12 protein-coding genes are annotated in these 16757 nt (G+C 45.4%); 3 read left to right on the top strand and 9 right to left on the bottom strand.

Annotated features, from left to right (window positions below; all coding sequences use genetic code 11):
* Positions 1-6: 6 nt before the first annotated feature.
* The 3 genes from ABEW32_RS13280 to ABEW32_RS13270 form a co-directional block, all read right to left on the bottom strand.
* Positions 7-1674 (bottom strand): helix-turn-helix domain-containing protein, encoded by a 1668-nt coding sequence (locus ABEW32_RS13280; protein ID WP_430188351.1) that lies wholly within the window; start codon positions 1672-1674, stop codon positions 7-9.
* A 162-nt stretch (positions 1675-1836) separates the two neighbouring features.
* Positions 1837-2799 carry an ABC transporter substrate-binding protein gene (locus ABEW32_RS13275; RefSeq protein WP_430188349.1) on the bottom strand — a complete coding sequence of 321 codons (963 nt, stop codon included), beginning with the start codon at positions 2797-2799 and terminating at the stop codon, positions 1837-1839.
* A 189-nt stretch (positions 2800-2988) separates the two neighbouring features.
* Positions 2989-3627: a pentapeptide repeat-containing protein gene (locus ABEW32_RS13270; RefSeq protein WP_430188347.1), complete on the bottom strand. Its 639-nt coding sequence runs from the start codon at positions 3625-3627 to the stop codon at positions 2989-2991.
* Between the two features lie 151 nt (positions 3628-3778).
* Between ABEW32_RS13270 and ABEW32_RS13265 the strand changes: the two genes are divergently transcribed.
* Positions 3779-7078 (top strand): DUF5695 domain-containing protein, encoded by a 3300-nt coding sequence (locus tag ABEW32_RS13265; protein ID WP_430188345.1) that lies wholly within the window; start codon positions 3779-3781, stop codon positions 7076-7078.
* Positions 7079-7373: 295 nt separating this feature from the next.
* Here ABEW32_RS13265 and ABEW32_RS13260 read toward each other — a convergent pair whose 3' ends face one another.
* Positions 7374-8420, bottom strand: coding sequence for a hypothetical protein (locus ABEW32_RS13260; protein ID WP_430188343.1), 1047 nt, complete (start codon positions 8418-8420; stop codon positions 7374-7376).
* A 151-nt stretch (positions 8421-8571) separates the two neighbouring features.
* On the opposite strand from ABEW32_RS13260, the gene ABEW32_RS13255 reads away from it, so the two are divergent.
* Together ABEW32_RS13255 and ABEW32_RS13250 are read left to right on the top strand one after the other, a co-directional pair.
* Entirely contained in the window at positions 8572-8970 is a 399-nt protein-coding gene (locus ABEW32_RS13255; RefSeq protein ID WP_430188341.1) for a hypothetical protein, read from the top strand.
* Between the two features lie 595 nt (positions 8971-9565).
* Positions 9566-10516 carry a glycoside hydrolase family 26 protein gene (locus tag ABEW32_RS13250; protein WP_430188339.1) on the top strand — a complete coding sequence of 317 codons (951 nt, stop codon included), beginning with the start codon at positions 9566-9568 and terminating at the stop codon, positions 10514-10516.
* Between the two features lie 175 nt (positions 10517-10691).
* On the opposite strand, the gene ABEW32_RS13245 is transcribed toward ABEW32_RS13250, so the two are convergent.
* The 5 genes from ABEW32_RS13245 to ABEW32_RS13225 form a co-directional block, all read right to left on the bottom strand.
* Positions 10692-11519: a carbohydrate ABC transporter permease gene (locus ABEW32_RS13245; protein WP_430188337.1), complete on the bottom strand. Its 828-nt coding sequence runs from the start codon at positions 11517-11519 to the stop codon at positions 10692-10694.
* Positions 11516-12400, bottom strand: coding sequence for a carbohydrate ABC transporter permease (locus ABEW32_RS13240; protein WP_430188336.1), 885 nt, complete (start codon positions 12398-12400; stop codon positions 11516-11518). Before ABEW32_RS13240 ends, ABEW32_RS13245 begins: the two co-directional genes overlap by 4 nt.
* A 38-nt stretch (positions 12401-12438) precedes the next feature.
* Positions 12439-13719, bottom strand: a complete 1281-nt coding sequence (locus tag ABEW32_RS13235; protein ID WP_430188335.1) for an ABC transporter substrate-binding protein — start codon at positions 13717-13719, stop codon at positions 12439-12441.
* 110 nt (positions 13720-13829) lie between these two features.
* A complete protein-coding gene (locus ABEW32_RS13230; protein ID WP_430188333.1) occupies positions 13830-14897 on the bottom strand; it encodes a response regulator transcription factor in 1068 nt (355 codons plus the stop codon).
* On the bottom strand, positions 14894-16693 hold the full coding sequence (locus tag ABEW32_RS13225) for a sensor histidine kinase (protein WP_430188331.1): 1800 nt from the start codon (positions 16691-16693) through the stop codon (positions 14894-14896). The genes ABEW32_RS13230 and ABEW32_RS13225 overlap by 4 nt, the downstream gene beginning before the upstream one ends.
* Positions 16694-16757 lie beyond the last annotated feature (64 nt).

The raw sequence follows: 16757 nt of genomic DNA, 5'->3' as shown, positions 1-16757 counted from the left end.
CCCTAATCACTTAATTTTGTTATTAAAAATATACGGTAGCACCTCTAACAACCGTCCGCGTGTAATGGGATCATCATAGTTCCATGTAGTATCCACAAAATGAGTCTTACCGTTACTTAAATCGGCTAAAGCCGCGATATGTGAACAGTGAGCAACCGTTTGCAATTCCTGGCGAGGAGCTAAGACGAAATTGCGATCTCCAGCATAGTGATTCATTTGATGCTGCTGAATTTCTATCCATGCTTGCCCTTGCTCGATTAGGTTCATCACATTGGCAGAAGGACGAAAGCCAAGAGATTCATACAAAGTGGCAGCCAATCCGCTCTGGCCCATAATATAAAGTTTTGCACCAAACTTGAGATAAACAGCAGCCGTCTCTCCAGCAACATAAGCATCCGCTAATTGCCTTCGTACCCATCTTACTTTGTTCTCATATCTGGTAATCCATTTCTCCGCAGCGTTACTACGTTCAACTAGCTTAGCGATATACCGTAACCGTTCAAATAGTCTAAACCTACTGTTCAGTATAACAGTAGGAGCGATCGCATCTAGTTTCTGCAAATCTTGTTCGGGATGAACATAGCTAAGCAATAATAACTCCGGCTGTAATTGTGCAATTTTATCTGGATCTGCCCAATGCCCGAGATTATGAATATTTCGCAACTTATTGTGATAAATCACGTTATCTTTCATGATCGAGATGGCCGCCCCTATAGGGGGCATGGCTAAAACGATTAATTCTCCAAGCGTAAATTTGCCATCCGTCACAATACGTGTTGTATCTTTGGGAACATGAATCTTTCTGCCAAATGAATCGATAACTGTTCTTTGCCGAGTACGAAGATGAATATTTGAATATACACGCGGAGTGTGTCCAGTTAATTTATGAAAGCACCGGCTGAAATAGTATTCATCCTTAAACCCAATTTGCCGAGATATTTTGCCCAATGTCTCGGTGGAATTACGCAGAAGCCCTTTGGCATGGTTTATACGTAATTGGACCAAATAATCATTTGGTTTTTTGCCAGTCATTATTTTAAACTTTTGACTATACTGCCATCTGACCATTCCAGCCATGGAAGCAAGTTTTTCAACGGTTAAGTCCTCATCATAATGCTGTTCCATATAATGCACAGTTTGTTGAACCAAGTTTATCTTTTCATTGTTCTGCGACTGGGAAACTTGCTCATCGAACTGAGCCATCAACCCCAGAATGAGCTGAAGTCTACCTTGCATGATAGCCATTTCTGATGTGGATCGAGAGGAACAACATTGGTTACTTATCCATGCTTCATTTCCTAATACTCGGTTGACTTGAGAAATCAACAGATTATAGGGGTAACCACAAAGCAAAGGGGGATGAGCAACCGGATTCAAAGTCATTCCTTCTACTTTAAAGGTTTCAAAGGTAAACCGTGCAAGCTGTGCCTCTTTGTTGCTTGATTCCACAGTGTAGCGCTGTGCAGGTAAAATCAGAATGCAGCTTCCTTGTCGCAGATCGATTGCAATGCTATCTACATACAGCCGTATGCCGTGACTGAGTGCTATCAATAATGTGCATAAATTTGTTTCATTGTCATTCATTCCCTCAATGTGGCCGTTCGCTGGAATTATATGGTCAACTTGAAATCTATCATAGCGTTGCAGCCTAATATACAGGGGTGCTAGATTCATAAGCAACTCTCCAACAATTGAAAATGAGAATCATTATCGTTATATTGTAACATATAATGACCTGCTTTAAACTACAAACTATAATTCAGCTTTTAATAGTTGGAGTATGTACTATTTTAGAAAACTAGCGATATAAAGAACTGAATGTGCCAAAATAAGTTCTTACTGTTTGTCCATCCATTGTGGCATCTGTTCAAACAATTGCTCCAAAGCTAACAAATTATCTGTATTCCATTCACTGGGAACAATATGAACATTCCCCTTTTGAACTGCAGGCAAAGTTGCCCATATCGGTCTTTGGAGCAGTCGGTCAGCTTCTGTTTTACTTTCACCATCATCTTGTACAACTACAAACAAATGATCACCAGCAAATTCTGAGAGCACTTCTTCTGAAATATTAACGAAAGACACGCCTTCTTTATCAAGAATATTCTTCTGTACAGCTGGTGGGACGGCAAAACCGTTCTCCCCATAAATAATAGCACCCAGGCTGCGATCGCCCATAACATAAAGTGTTTTACCCAACTGGTAGAAAATTGTCGCTGTCTCCCCTTCTGTTAATTGAAACTTATCAAACATTTCTTTCGACTGTGCTTTATACTTAGCAATCAATTGAGCTGCCTCTTGCTGTTTGCCAAAGATATTTCCCATCTCCTTTACACGTTCTGTATAAGGAAGAGCTGGGTTAAAGGGGATAGTAGTAGCAATTTTCGACAATGCCTCATTATGGTCTGCTTCTGCTTTGTAATAACCATTAATAATCAGATCGGGTTTTAAACTCAGAATCGTCTCTAAGTCACCCGGATTTCCAACATCAACGATTCCTTCAAGTCTGCCTTCATAGTAACTAGGAATATCTTGGGGAAGGTTATTACCAACAACCGGAATTCCCATCGCCAAGAAATCACCAATTGTCTGGCCAATATAAACAACTCGTTTGGGATCTGCAGGTATTTCAACCTGTTTACCTGTTATCGTTGTATATTGAACAGTTTTCTCACTTTCCTCTTTCTGTCCATCAGACACGTTGCTATTCGTATTAGAAGTACTGCATGCCGATATTATTAACAACAGGAGGAAACTCCCTACCCAGAGTATAATTTGCTTTCCACGTTGTTTCTTCACTCTTGTTGCCCCTTTCCTTCTCCCTATCCATTGAAAATGATTATCATTTACGGCATTATTATAGGTTGTGTGAAAAGGGGAAACAATGAAAAAAACGCAACGATTTATTTGGATAAATGTCAATGATCGCTAATAAGTCTATTATCCTTATAGTATAGTTAGTGCGGCAGATGACTCGAATATATCCCCTTATTTGATCACTAGCCCCAAAAGGCCCACAAATGATGAAGCCTGGTGCGGTGAGATGATGCAGCCATTCAAATCTTCTATCTCCACTTGTAATCCATCAAATTCGCAATCACTGAGATCTATCCCTTTGAGTTTGGAGCCCGACAGGATGACTTGATCCAGATTGCAACGGGTAAAGAAGGTTTTTTGTAGTGTTAAATGATAAAGATCTGCACTTTTCAAAGAACAATCCTCAAAACCCACTTGCTTGAAATTAGCAAAACGGAACATCGAATAATCCCCTAAGCAATCCAGAAAACGAACGTTTTGGAGTCGACTTCTCGAAAAATCCGTGCCGAGCAATTTACAATTTCTGAATTCTACCCGATGGATAAAGGAAGCGGAAAAATTAATATTAGACAGATCGCATTTATCAAACATGACGTCTGTCCATTCACTTTCCGGTAATGACGATTCCATGATGGTTACATTTTTAAAGGTCATCTTTTCTAATGAAACCTTAACTGCCTCCAGATTGTCCAAAATGACATCCTCTACTGTCCCCACACTAAGTTCATCTTTGGATCGTATGAAGCGTATTTCTTCATTTAATACGGGTAAGTCCGCCGGAATCTTCGGTGACTCCAATTTGCTTTTCATTATACCTCTACCTCCATTATTGATAGACTTCTAGGACATCTATATGAATCTATTTTCTATTAATTCTCTCGCATCGGGTAGCAAAAATATTTCTGACACATATATTAACGATGTGAGTACTCTCACGAACCTTTGTTAGGAGGTTGATAGCATGGCAGTACAGCTATCTAATCAAATATTCTCCATCTCGATCGGGGATCATGGAGATATCTCTTCCTTACGTCTGACAGGAGACACCTTCAATACGAATTATGTCATGAACGGCTCCAACGCACCTAAACAAAATACGCCAGATCATCAGTGGCTGGGTGAACTCATGTTCACCTATCGTCTCGGTAACGGGGCGTGGACTCGGGCATGGACAAGCAATTCTGCTGATGCACGCCAGATCACCTCTTCTGGTAACAGCGTTCAGGTATCCTATCAAAACTCCTCCAACCAGCAGGGAATACGTAACTTCACTTTACAAGAAACCTATTCGTTGGTTGACGACTATTTGCATTGGCAAATGAAAGTAACGAATACTTCTAATCAAACACTGGAATTCGGAGATTGGGGGCTGCCGCTTCCTTTTAACGAATACTGGTCCGGTGGCAATAACGAACAAATCTATGAAACCAGGGTACTCTCTCACTCCTTTGTAGGTCATCACAGTTCCTTTATTACCGCTGGACGACCTAGCGGCATCGGCCCGTATATCCTGCTGCTGCCCGATGCCTCCACGGGTGCTGGTCTTGAATATCAGGATCACTGGAGAGTCGAGGAGCATCCAGGCAGTACATGGGCTATGGAGCAAGGTGGCTGGTCTGAGGGACTGAATGTGTTCTATATCCACTCCAATGTCATCAAAAGCACCAACCGTGGCTATATCGGAAGCACCAGTCTATCGCTGACCCCTGGTGAAAGCAAAACGTATGCCTTTAAATTTTACAAGGTAGCGGACGAGCAGGCTGTAAAGGACAGGCTATACAACGAGGGACATGTGGATGTGACCGTGGTCCCGGGCATGATTGTCCCGACCAATCTCAAAGCTAAATTCGATCTGCATACCCGTAAATCCATTACGTCTGTCACAGCGCAGTATCCCTCCGAAACGAACATCAGCTATTTGGAAAATGCCCCTACAAACCACAAAATATATGAGCTTACACTAGGCCGATTGGGTCACAACAATATTACGGTGAACTACGGTAACGGCGAGAAAACTGTCCTCCAGTTCTATGCCATCGAGCCGGTTGACACTGCACTTCAGCGTCACTCCACCTTCATGGTCAACAGCACCCAATGGAATGTGCCAGGAGACCTGCGGGACAAGGTGTTTGATGACTGGATGATGCAATATAAGGCCAGACGCAACAGCTTTGCTGGCTACTGGGGCTGGGGTGATGATTGGGGATTAACTCATGGCCAGTTTCTAGCGGAGAAAAATGTCCAGAAGCCCGTGGCCTCTGAGATCAAGGCTGTCGATGATTATCTGGAGGTGGCTATCTGGACGAATCTGATGGAAGGCCATCATACGGACTATCTGGTCCCTGATTTCCTGATGCCACAGCCTAATACGACACCAACGTACCGGGGGTATGCCTATCCGCACATTTATAATACATTTTTCAGTATGTATAAACTTGCCAAGCTGTATCCCAACCTGATCAGCTATCGCAATAGCAAAAACACATATTTGCTACGTGCTTATCGTATTTTTAAAGCGTTGTATGAAGGTCCTGTTGCTTATAACTGGAACACAGGGCTTATGGGTGAGCTGACCACACCTGATATGATTAAGGCGCTTCAGGAAGAAGGATTGACTACTGAGGCTAACGACATGATTGCCAAAATGGCTACCAAGTACAACAATTTCAAAAACACCACCTATCCCTATGGCTCTGAGTACAACTATGACAATACAGGTGAAGAAGCGGTATATACACTTGCCAAAATGAACGGCAATACGACCATGATGAGCAAAATCAATGCCAAAACACGTGCCGCACGCGGTCATATGCCTGTCTGGTACTATTACGCCGATCCGGTCACAATCACCGGAGAGAATTGGTGGAACTTCCAGTACACCACTTCGCTGGCGGGCTATGCGATGGATGACTGGATACGTCGTTATTCGTCCAAGCCAGAAGTGGACCAGCGCCTATCCTATGCCGCCAAACTGGCGAACATCGGGGCGATTAATTCGGGACAGATCAGCCCGGACCCTGCCAATATCGGGGCAGTAGCTTGGACATATCAGGCAGGTAAGGGCAATTACGGTGCCCTTGGTCTGGACGGCGGCCCTCTCTTTAACGGATGGCGCGGCATGTCCGGGGAAGCCGATCTGGGGCTGTTTGGAGCCATTAAAATCTTAAGTTCGGATGTTGCTGTCGATCCAATATTCGGATTGTTCGGTTATGGCTGTGACGTTACAGAAAGCAATAACAGCTATACGGTTACTCCAAAAGACGGCGTATTCCAACGTCTGCATCTGATTACCCAAAAGCTGAGTCTGGAGTTGAACCGGGATCAATACAGCTTGGCCGTCGTGTCCAAATCCAAGAACAGCATCCGCCTGATGTTGAAAAATACGACACCAGGTACAGCTCATACAACTGCTGTGACGATAACCGGACTCGCGGCAGGTACGTATGACGTACTGATAGACGGCACAAAAACCGGCTCAGTCACAGCTGTTAGCAATGCTGCGACTACAGCCAGCCTGAATATCGGCACAGCAGCCAACTACGATATCCGTATTCATTCCAGTACAAGCAACCCGACTCCCGCCGGAGACATAATAGCCCATTATGAATTTAACGAAACGACTGGATCAACCGCAGCCGATTCGTCAGGTTATGGACAGCAGGCCAATGTAAATGGCGGCTCATGGGGCACGGGACGGAATGGCAATGCCCTGCGCCTTAACGGAATAGATGCCTATGCCAGCCTGCCCGGCGGAATAGTTAGCAGCCTAAATGACTTTACCATTGCAGCGTGGGTACGAGTGAACACGCATAATGGTTGGGCTCGTCTGTTTGATCTTGGAGCAGGAACGGATCGGTATATGTTTTTGACCCCGAAGGCCGAAGGGACAGGTATGCGTTTTGCCATCACTGTCTCAGGGAACGGAGCGGAACAGCAGCTGAACGCTCCAGAGCTGGCGACAGGTGTCTGGAAGCATGTCGCCGTGACTCTGTCAGGCACTACGGGAATTATGTATGTGGACGGTATAGAGACGACACGTAACACGAATATGACGCTAAAGCCTTCCAGCCTTGGACTGACAAATTGGAACTATATTGGAAAATCCCAGTTTGATGATCCTTATCTGAATGGCGCAGTAGATGAGCTGATCATTTACAACAGGGCCTTGAATGCACAGGAGATTCGCAATCTATCCTCGGTAGGTAGCGCTATTACAGCCCATGATTTGAGAGTCCAAGCATATGCTGAAGGGGCCGATTAGAATGTAATTATAAATTTAATTTAATGCATTCCTTTCATGCCATTAACGTTTTAGATTGTGAATGATTTGTATTATGAATGATTCGTACCGTGAATCAATGGCGTCGTAAATGATTGGTATCGTGAATTATTTTTGCGGGTGCTTCCCATCGCCTCCGCCCCGGATTTCTTATCTTAATTCTGCAATCAGGGGAGAAATCCGGGGAGATGATGCTTCCGAAGCGAGCCTTCCTATGGAAATCTCTTAAAGCGACCAGTTTATCAAGACAATAGCAGCTTTTCCATCAGCAGAGCAATTAGCTTCGTCTAGTACGTGTCGTTCTCGGTCTTAAGCGAACGAGTTCCTCACTGGTAAGTTGCCTAGTATAGGAGCGAGGGGAAGAACCTGTATCTACCCTAAGCACGCTGCCTGCCCCGCTGGGGCGGGCTACTCGTGTGTTGAATACCTGCATGAACCACTGCACCGGAAAGGCTATGGATAAGCGACCATCTGCCGTACCTGCATAGTTGACCGCGGCTGCATAATTATCGGACTGTCTGAGCCATACAGAGCCGGAATCCCCGGGGAGTGAGACAGGAGTCGTACCTCTAATAACCGTCTGATCTTCGAAGGTCAATAAGCCCAACTCTCCACCATAATTGATTTGCAGGTCCGTATAGACGGACTCTACCGTGCCATTGACCCGCCCGGTCGTACGCCCTACCTTCTTCAATCTTTCACCTACGCGATAAGCAGTAACATGACCCGGGATGGCTCCTACTGTAGCATAACGCGGATTGAGCAGGTTGTTGCGAGTCGGAAGCGAAAGCGCCGCATCAATCAGGTTCGTTCCGGTGGGATTCAAGCGCACGTAGCGATACAGTCGTCCTGTACGATCCTGGGCAACTGTTCCCCCATCGGCTCCGCCTGGCTGAATTGTAGCCTCCCGATTGTCTGTATTGGAGGGATTGAGCACATGGTTATTGCTAAAAAGATACCGTGTAGCCGGCGATCCAGTTGGGGCAACGATAAGTCCGGTTGTACCGGAGCCTTCAATCGTCCCGACACTGTATCCGGCGATGACCGGACGGATGCGCACTTTGTAGTCCGTAGCATTAGCTCTGATTTTTCCAGACTTTACAACTCGGATAGGAACATTCGATTTCTTTCCTAAAGCCGTAGCTGACAGGAGTCCAGTAGAGGCCGACGCTAGACGGTCCGTGTACACAATGACAGCGGCTCCCCTTTTGGGATGGGCAGGGTCCCTGTAGCCTACGCCAATGCCGTGGACACCGGACATTTTTAAGACTCGCTTGGCCATCCGCCTTTTCACTTGAAGCGCGGCCGAGAAGGTAGCCAACATAATCATCTCCTTTTACATTCAGATGAAATATTGTATGGCTAAGGCCGCTCTGCGTTCCATGTGAGCATATATGAAGGTATTACAAAATATGTTATAATCACTCGCGAAATTGCATTCGATCATTTGATTCTAATGTTCGAGGAGGTACTTCATGTTTTCAATGTTATTGACATACAGCATACAGGCAATTGTGATTTTACTGGTTATCTTCACAGTGTTGAGAAACAACAGAAAGAAAATAGGCCGGGGATCACTTTCACTGCTGCTATCTCTTCTTGGCATGGCTGTTTCTTTTGAATTTGGCGATTACATATTCGGAGACCAGTTGCTTTCCTTTTTAGGAATGCCAGCATGGTCCAATCCTGTTAATAATACTAGGTTCCACTACACCATTTTTGTATCGAGTATTTTATTTATTCCTAGTTTCATCATTGGATATAAAAATCCTAAAGATTTTGGAGCTCTTATTGGAAAATGGATTTCTATTATTTATCTATCTTTGATAGTAATCTCGCTTTTATTTTTTATGATAAGCTGTTTGTCGGAGTGAGAGTTGGGTATGTGGTCATACCAAAATAAGAGGCCCTCCTCTAATTGAACTGATCTCTGTTAAGTAAACAGTAATAAAAAAGCAACCTTAAGCAGCCTAAGTCCGATATTCATACGGTCTTAGGCTGCTTAATTTCTGTTAAAAACAATGGTGTGTAGAAATAGATGTAACGTCAAGTGTGCGAGTATGAATTCTCTATATAGTACAAGAATAACAATAATTGCAATCAAAATTCATAAGAGTGAATTAAAAATTCATAAAAATGAACCGGAAATATTTTCTTTTTCACATACTTAGTCTCTACCACTGTTTGCAGAAATTGATAGTTTATTGTTATATGAAATAATTTTTGCTTCAGTAGAACTATTTTAGTTTTTTTCCCTGCTGTCGATATAATTGAGGGTTCGCCAAAAAGCCCTTTCCTATAGGAAGATGGGATCAACTCGCTAAAAATAATGTACGTTGTGATTGATAGTAAAAGTCAACCAGCCGATCCGAGGAGGTAGTGTACTAGAACATTTTTCACTTAACACACCTTATCTTGCGTTAACCGATAGCAAGATATAAAAAATCATTAGGAGGATAACCAACCAATATGAATTCATTCAAGAAAACGAAGAGCTTGATCACCGCCCTGACTGGGGCTGCGTTATTATTCTCGCTACCCATGACGGCAGGCGCGGAGAGTAATATCAACTATACTGGCATGTTCCTGGGCTATGACGGAAGTGTAGACACCAGTCCTGTCCAGACCTACAACCCTGACATCGTCTCTTATGATCTGCTGAACTGGAACTACGGGGGGAGCGATGCAGCCTCCATTACCTCCCATAGCGCCTCAGCCATCCAAGGCTTAGGTAAAATCGTTACCATTTCTACCCACATGCCCAATCCCCAGGGTGGAAATGTAAACGCCCCGATGTCTGATTCCGATTTTAAGATCTTGGCCAATACAGACATTTCATCCATCAATTCATCCAGCCCCGTATGGCTGCAAAATTATAAGGCTCAGATTGACAATGTCGTGACTAGCCTGCAAAAGTTTGACTCATCCCCCGTCTACTACAGACCCTTCCATGAAATGAACGGAGGCTGGTTCTGGTGGGGAAACAAGAACACGATGGACTATAAGAACCTGTACATCAATCTGTACGATTACATCGTGACGACCCATGGCATGTCCAACGTCAATTTTGTCTATGCTCCAAATAAAGGAGCCAACGCGGCCGCTTATTATCCCGGCTCCAGCTATGTCACTTGGATTGGCATCGACGCCTACAGCGACGATCCGTCCAATGACAATGAAATCAAGATGGCTTACAATGACATCAAAGGGCTTGGCAAAACTTATGGCTTCTGTGAAATTGGACCAGCCGTAGGCGGAGACCATGTGGATCGCAACAATAATCAGCTCAAGGAATTCGATTATTCGCTTTGGAGCAATGCCCTGAATGAGGTCTACACTGGAGCAAGCTTCTTTATCACCTGGGACGGCGCCTATGCTCCGCAGAACAATACGAATAGCAGCACGCTGTTTGCGAAGTAAAGCTCACAGTAAGCGTTCGGCTCCCGGTGAACTGAAGTTTCCCTATCAAGCAGCCAATTATGAATAAGCCATATTAAAACAGCCTGAGTCCCATATTCGTAGGGACTCAGGCTGTTTAGTCTCTTTTGAAAACGTTCGTGGTTAATGAAGGTTTTTTTAGCGATGAGAAGCACGGCTATCCCTTAACTGCTCCCTCCGCAATGCCTTCCATAATAAATTTTTGAAAAAAGGCATAGATCAGAATAACTGGGATAGAGGTCAGCACGAGCGCGGCCAGAATGAGTGACCAATCCTTGTTGTATTCTCCAAACAGCATATTGGTCGAGAGAATCAGGGTGTAATGGTTCACATCCGTCAGCATCAAAAGTGGAAGTAAAAAGTCATTCCAAATCCACAGGAAATCCAAAATGGCAATTGTGACGGTGATCGGCAGCAGCAAGGGAAATATAATGCGAAAGAACGTTTGGAACTCATTGCAGCCGTCCATTTGCGCGGATTCTTCCAGCTCACGCGGGATGGATTTGACGAATCCATGATACAAAAAGATGGCCATGTTCACGCCCAAACCGATATAGATCAAAGCCAAGCCGTACGTACTGCCTTGAACAGACAAATCTTTCGCCATCCGTGTAAGCGGTATCATTATAGAGTGAAACGGCACCAGCATAGAGGCGACAAACAGGAAGAAAATCCCGTTGCTCAGTTTTCCACTTGTACGAGAGAGCTTGTAGCCTGCCAGTGCCGAACAGACCACGATCCCGCCAATGCCGATAAAAGAAATAATCGTAGAATTCAGAGCGCTGTTCAGCAAATGGGTCTGGTGAAAGGCCTGGCTGTAATTTTCAAAGTGAAGCTTCGTCGGCAGCGCCGTAAAGGATGCAAACATCTCACCCTGTGTTTTAAACGAATTAATGACCGCCATATAGATCGGGAAGAAGGACACGACTGCGCTCACGCACAGCAGCAGCGTGATCAGCAAGGAATTAGCCTTTTTCAGCCTCATGCCTCCACCTCCCTTTTCTTCATGACACGCAGCTGGATCAGAGTAAAGATTAGCACAATGGCGAACAAAATAACGGATTTAGCGCTCGCATAGCCATAACGGAAGTTGTTGGAGAACGCCTCCTCGTAAATATTCATCGTAATCACCTGTGTGCTGCGTCCCGGTCCTCCGCCAGTCAGTCCATACACAACCTCATACACCTTGAAGGCACCGTTAAGTGTCAGGAAGAAACAGATCGTAATCGCATGGGTAATCATCGGCAGCGTTACACTTCGCAATGTCTGAAATGCGTTCGCCCCATCAATAATAGCAGCCTCCTTCAAGCTCTGCGGGACACCTTGAAGTGCAGCCAGATAGATGATCATCATATATCCCACACCATTCCAGAGCGAGACAATAATGATGGAGAAAAAGGATACTTTCGGATCTCCCAGCCATGATTGGCCTAAAAAGGCGATGGCCGTCTTTTCGGCAATCTGCGGCAGTACGGAGGAAAAAACGAATGTCCACATAAATGCGCTAATAATAGTGCTGATCATATTGGGCATAAAAAATATCGTCCGAAAAAATCCTTTGCTGCGTGTGCGTGACTCAATCAACACTGCCAATATCAGCGCAAGTACATTTTGCAGCACGATCATGACCAATACGTATTTAAGTGTAAACCAAAGGGAATTAAGAAAATCGGGGTCTTCCTTCAAGGATTCCACAAAGTTCCCCAAGCCGATAAAGTTGTAATTGGGATTCAATCCGTTCCAGTCTGTAAAGCTGTAGTACATACCGCTGATCGTTGGAATAAGCAGGAAGATGGCGTAAAAGATTAGCGCCGGGGCAGTAAACGCCAGCAGCATAACGTATTTTTTGTAGATTTTAAAAGGCATGGAGTCTCTCCCTCCCGATGTCATTCTGTAGGTTATCGCTACTTGTTCACTTTGTTATACGATTTCCATGCCTTATCCAGCGCCTTAATAACGTCATCCTGCGAGAGCTGACCAGCATAATAGGATTGCAGTGATTTGCCTGCCTCGTCCTTGACCGCCTGCGGGATGGATGGATCTTGGTACGACTTGCCTGCTTTCACATATTCGGTAGCATCATTAACCCAAGGATAGCTTTTGAACGTATGCACTTTGGAGATAGGGTTAAATTTCAATGCTTCATAGAACGCGCTGGAATCCTTGTCGTCCAACACATAGTTAACAAAGTCGAGTGCAACCTCCTTATTCTTGCTTGTAGAGGATACGGCCAGCGAAGTCGAAGTGGACAGATTGATCAAGGTCGCATTCGGATCGTCATTAATCGGCAACGGGGCTACCCCAAAGTCCATTTTCGGGTCTGATTTTAAAATCGTTTCCGCAAACCATGGCCCCTGAATCCACATCGCCGCTTTACCTGAAGCGAATGCCGCCGATCCATCATCCCCGCCGATTTCCAGCGCCTTGTCTGTACCATTGCTGTTCACCAGATCAATAATATCGAACATGCTCTTCATTTCGGAAAATGAACCTTTGTCCTGATTCATCCGTTCGATAAAATCCTTATTCTGTGTATTCATCATCGCACCTGCTGTGAGCGGCACAAACAGCTGTGGAATCCAGGATTCCTTGTAGGACAACAGGAACGGTGTCACATGATTCGCTTTCAGCTTCTCGACGACAGCCTTCATTTCAGTCAACGTTCCCGGCGGCTTCAAATCCAAATCCTTAAATATCTTTTTATTGTACAAATAGCCCCAGGAGATCGTTTCCAAAGGAACCGCTACCACCTTGCCGTCTTTCGTCGTCACCGAAGGCTTCACACTGTCCATCAATTTGCTGACAAATGGCTGACCGGACAAGTCCTCCAAATATCCTGCTTTATAAAACGGTGGAATTTCATTCACCGCATGCAGTGCGAATACGTCTGGAGCATCGTTGGAAGCGAGTCTTGTCTTCAAAATTTGTGCGGCATTGTCAGCAGGCGGCATCTCCAGTTGGACGGTAACGTCGATATTTTTGTCTTTTTTCTCTTTGGCTACAAACGCATTAATGTATTTATCGTAGTGCTCCTTCAAACGGGGCTGAGCAATAAACATTTTGAGATTCACGGTTTTGCCGTCTCCACCGGCACCACTGCTGTCACTGCCTGAAGAATTCGCTCCACATCCGGCCAACAACGTGCCAACCAGCATCGTACTCAATACACCTTTCCACATCTTCATGCAAAATGACCTCCCCTAAGTTGAAAGTAACAATTTTGTATACGCTTTCATTATAGGATGGGAGGTCACCTCTGCCATTGGACACCGTTAGCTTATTGAATTGGATTTTTTTAAACTTCCTTTCTCATTTCACCAGGGGCCATGCCAAAATGCTTTTTAAATACCCGATAAAAATAAGACACATCCTCATACCCAGCCATCTCTGCAACAGCTTTAATTGAAATCTGTTTATTCGCCAGCCATTCCCGCGCCTTTTCCATTCTCCGCTCTACAATGTAGTCCGTTACATTTTGACCGTACTCCTGCTTGAATACCTTGCTCATATACTCTTTGCTTACAAAAAAGTTTTTCGCCAACTGCTCCAGTGTGATCGGCCCAGCAAAGTAACTATCGATATACCGCCGTACCTCCTCCAAATTCAGCTTGTTTTTGTATTTACGATGCCGAATCAGCTGGTCCAGTTCTTGAGCATAGCATGACGACACGAACTCCAGCGCATGTTCCACAGAGGACAGGGTAGTTTGCGAAAGTGGAAATCCTCCCTTTGCCGTAGAAGTATCCAGCCCGTTATCCGCTGATAGCTCTTTCAGCAGAGAAAGCAGCTCCTGCACCAGCCTGCCCAGCATATGTGGACTTGGCGCTCCATAGCTCTCCAGTTCCTGCACAACCTGCCTGCACGTTAAGTTCATCCCGTCATGATTTAGCTCATTAAAATAAAGACGCAGCAGTTGCTTATATCGGGTTAGCTTGTGAAAAAACTCATAATCCAGCTCTGTCGCTTCTGGCTGCTGTTCGGCCATCTTGGCCTCCAGATCGTGTTTGCATTTGAGTAGCACCGCATTTAGCTCGGCCGGATTGACAGGCTTTAGCAGATAATCGACAGCCTTGTAACGAATCGCATGTTTGGCATAGACAAAGTCATCATAACCGCTTACGACAATGATTTTCACATCAGGACAATGATTGTTTAACATTTGCAGCAGCTCCACTCCGTCCGCACCCGGCATGCGCATGTCAGTAATCACAATATGGGGAGCTAACTTCCCGACCAGCCTGAACGCCTCGTCTCCGTCCTCAGCCTCACCCACCACTGCCATTCCAAGCTTTTCCCATGTGCCAAATGTCTTCAAAATATCGCGGTTCCACGGCTCATCATCAACGATTAATACTCTGATCATACTTTGCCCTCCTCTGCTGAGATGAATGGAATACGTATAGTGACACATGTACCGACTCCCTGCTCACTATCTATAGTCACTCCATAATGCACTCCAAAATTCATCTGTATGCGTGAAGCTACATTGCTTAATCCGATATGACTGCCCTGCGTCCAAATTGGTTCCTCCGATGCGTTTTCCAGCCTGGCCCGAACTTTTTCCAGCTTGTCCGGGGCCATACCGTTACCATTATCGCTGACCGTAATGCACACATCTTCTTTCATAATTTCCACGCGGATTGCTATTTTCCACGCCCCTGCCTTGCGATCAAGACCATGCTGAAACGCGTTTTCCAACAATGGTTGAAGCGATAGCTTCGGCAAACGAATATCCATCGCCTGTTCTTCTGTCTCCACCTGGAATACCAATCTTTGCGGAAAACGACGCTGCTGGATACGCATATAATGCCCCACATGGTCGAGTTCTGCACGCAGAGAGGCCATATCCTGAGGCTCCCGTACCACGTAACGGAACATCTCACTCAGCGAACGAATGACTTCATAGGTATCCTCCGGCTTTTGAGAAAATACCATACTTCCGATCATTTGCAGCGTATTTTGCAGAAAATGCGGATGAATCTGTGCCTGAAGCGCTTTCAATTCAGCTGTCTTTTTTTGCAAATTAATACGGTATTCCGTCTGGATGTGCTGGCGGATTCGGCCTGCCATCCCATGCAGATTTCTTTCCAGCAGCCCAATTTCATCCGGCCGTGTACTTGGCTTTCCAGTTGGCCCCTTGATCATGTCCAGTTCCTGCACCGAACGAGCCAAATGAACAATTGGGCGTGCGGTCCGCCATGCGATGAAAACGGCGATGCAGATGGAAACCAGAATTGAAATCACACCTACGACAATACCATACAGCATAGTTGAAAAAGCACTGTGGTTAATGGAGGAAGTCGGTATGATTTTGACCAGTTTCAGTCCAACCACATCCAGATCATTGTAGAACACATAATGTTCGGCAGTTTGAAGCATCCCGGGACCCGGCTTAACATCACGAAGCGCTGTCAGTACTCCTGTAGGAGGCGGCGACTGGCGAGCCTGCGCTGGATACATGACCCTGCCATCCCCATCAGTTATTAACACCTGATGCTGATCCCCTCGTCCCAGCAGACCCAGCGTCTGATCGAATTGTGACCATAGCACCTCCAATGAAATAGCCCCCAGCTGCTTCTGGTCTTCAAAACGCCGAATGCTGCGTGTCAGTGTAAAGCGTTCCGGGTCAGCAGGGCTTGGCCGAATCGAATAATCCTTGTTCGCTTGCCACATCTCGGCATACTGTGAGGGAATACCGCTCACTGTCGTAATTTCATTTTGCATACTATTGAAGGTGAACACAGTTTGCGATTGCTTCAAATACAGCTGAATACCGATGACATGGCTCCCTGCTGAATAATACACGTTCGCCAGCGTATTCAGCATTTTTCGTTGGGCATTAAATTGGCTTGAAAGATTGTCGGGCTCTCGTTCATTCAAATAATCGCTTAAATCAGGGCTGATCTGAATACTGTAAATCAGATGATTCAGACGATCTAACTGGTCGCTGATATAGATACCCGTCCATTTCATATTGGACATGTTCGTCTCGACCACTTCGGTTTCCATAGATGATCTGCTTTTCTCCGCAGCCAGCACCGTGACAGCAATGACCGGCAGCACAGATAGAACGATCATCGTTAAAATCAGCTTGAGCTGAATGCTGCGTCGATACGGGGCTGTCAGCGCCCGGAACCAGCGGACTGCTCGGGTTGGCATAGCGATGCACTCCTCTATTCAGCTGTATGCGAAAACGCCCCGCAATTCGCAGGGGCGCTTCATA

The organism is Paenibacillus jamilae (assembly GCF_050482105.1).
In the GTDB taxonomy this organism is placed as follows: Bacteria; Bacillota; Bacilli; order Paenibacillales; family Paenibacillaceae; genus Paenibacillus; species Paenibacillus jamilae_B.
This window is presented reverse-complemented; position numbering and strand designations above follow the sequence as displayed.

Excerpts from the sequence above, each read along its gene's own strand:
- ABEW32_RS13280 (WP_430188351.1), bottom strand. The coding sequence starts at position 1,674 with ATGAATCTAGCACCCCTGTATATTAGGCTGCAACGCTATGATAGATTT.
- ABEW32_RS13270 (WP_430188347.1), bottom strand. The coding sequence starts at position 3,627 with ATGAAAAGCAAATTGGAGTCACCGAAGATTCCGGCGGACTTACCCGTA.
- ABEW32_RS13265 (WP_430188345.1), top strand. The coding sequence starts at position 3,779 with ATGGCAGTACAGCTATCTAATCAAATATTCTCCATCTCGATCGGGGAT.
- ABEW32_RS13260 (WP_430188343.1), bottom strand. The coding sequence starts at position 8,420 with ATGTTGGCTACCTTCTCGGCCGCGCTTCAAGTGAAAAGGCGGATGGCC.
- ABEW32_RS13255 (WP_430188341.1), top strand. The coding sequence starts at position 8,572 with ATGTTTTCAATGTTATTGACATACAGCATACAGGCAATTGTGATTTTA.
- ABEW32_RS13250 (WP_430188339.1), top strand. The coding sequence starts at position 9,566 with ATGAATTCATTCAAGAAAACGAAGAGCTTGATCACCGCCCTGACTGGG.
- ABEW32_RS13245 (WP_430188337.1), bottom strand. The coding sequence starts at position 11,519 with ATGAGGCTGAAAAAGGCTAATTCCTTGCTGATCACGCTGCTGCTGTGC.
- ABEW32_RS13240 (WP_430188336.1), bottom strand. The coding sequence starts at position 12,400 with ATGCCTTTTAAAATCTACAAAAAATACGTTATGCTGCTGGCGTTTACT.
- ABEW32_RS13235 (WP_430188335.1), bottom strand. The coding sequence starts at position 13,719 with ATGAAGATGTGGAAAGGTGTATTGAGTACGATGCTGGTTGGCACGTTG.
- ABEW32_RS13230 (WP_430188333.1), bottom strand. The coding sequence starts at position 14,897 with ATGATCAGAGTATTAATCGTTGATGATGAGCCGTGGAACCGCGATATT.
- ABEW32_RS13225 (WP_430188331.1), bottom strand. The coding sequence starts at position 16,693 with ATGCCAACCCGAGCAGTCCGCTGGTTCCGGGCGCTGACAGCCCCGTAT.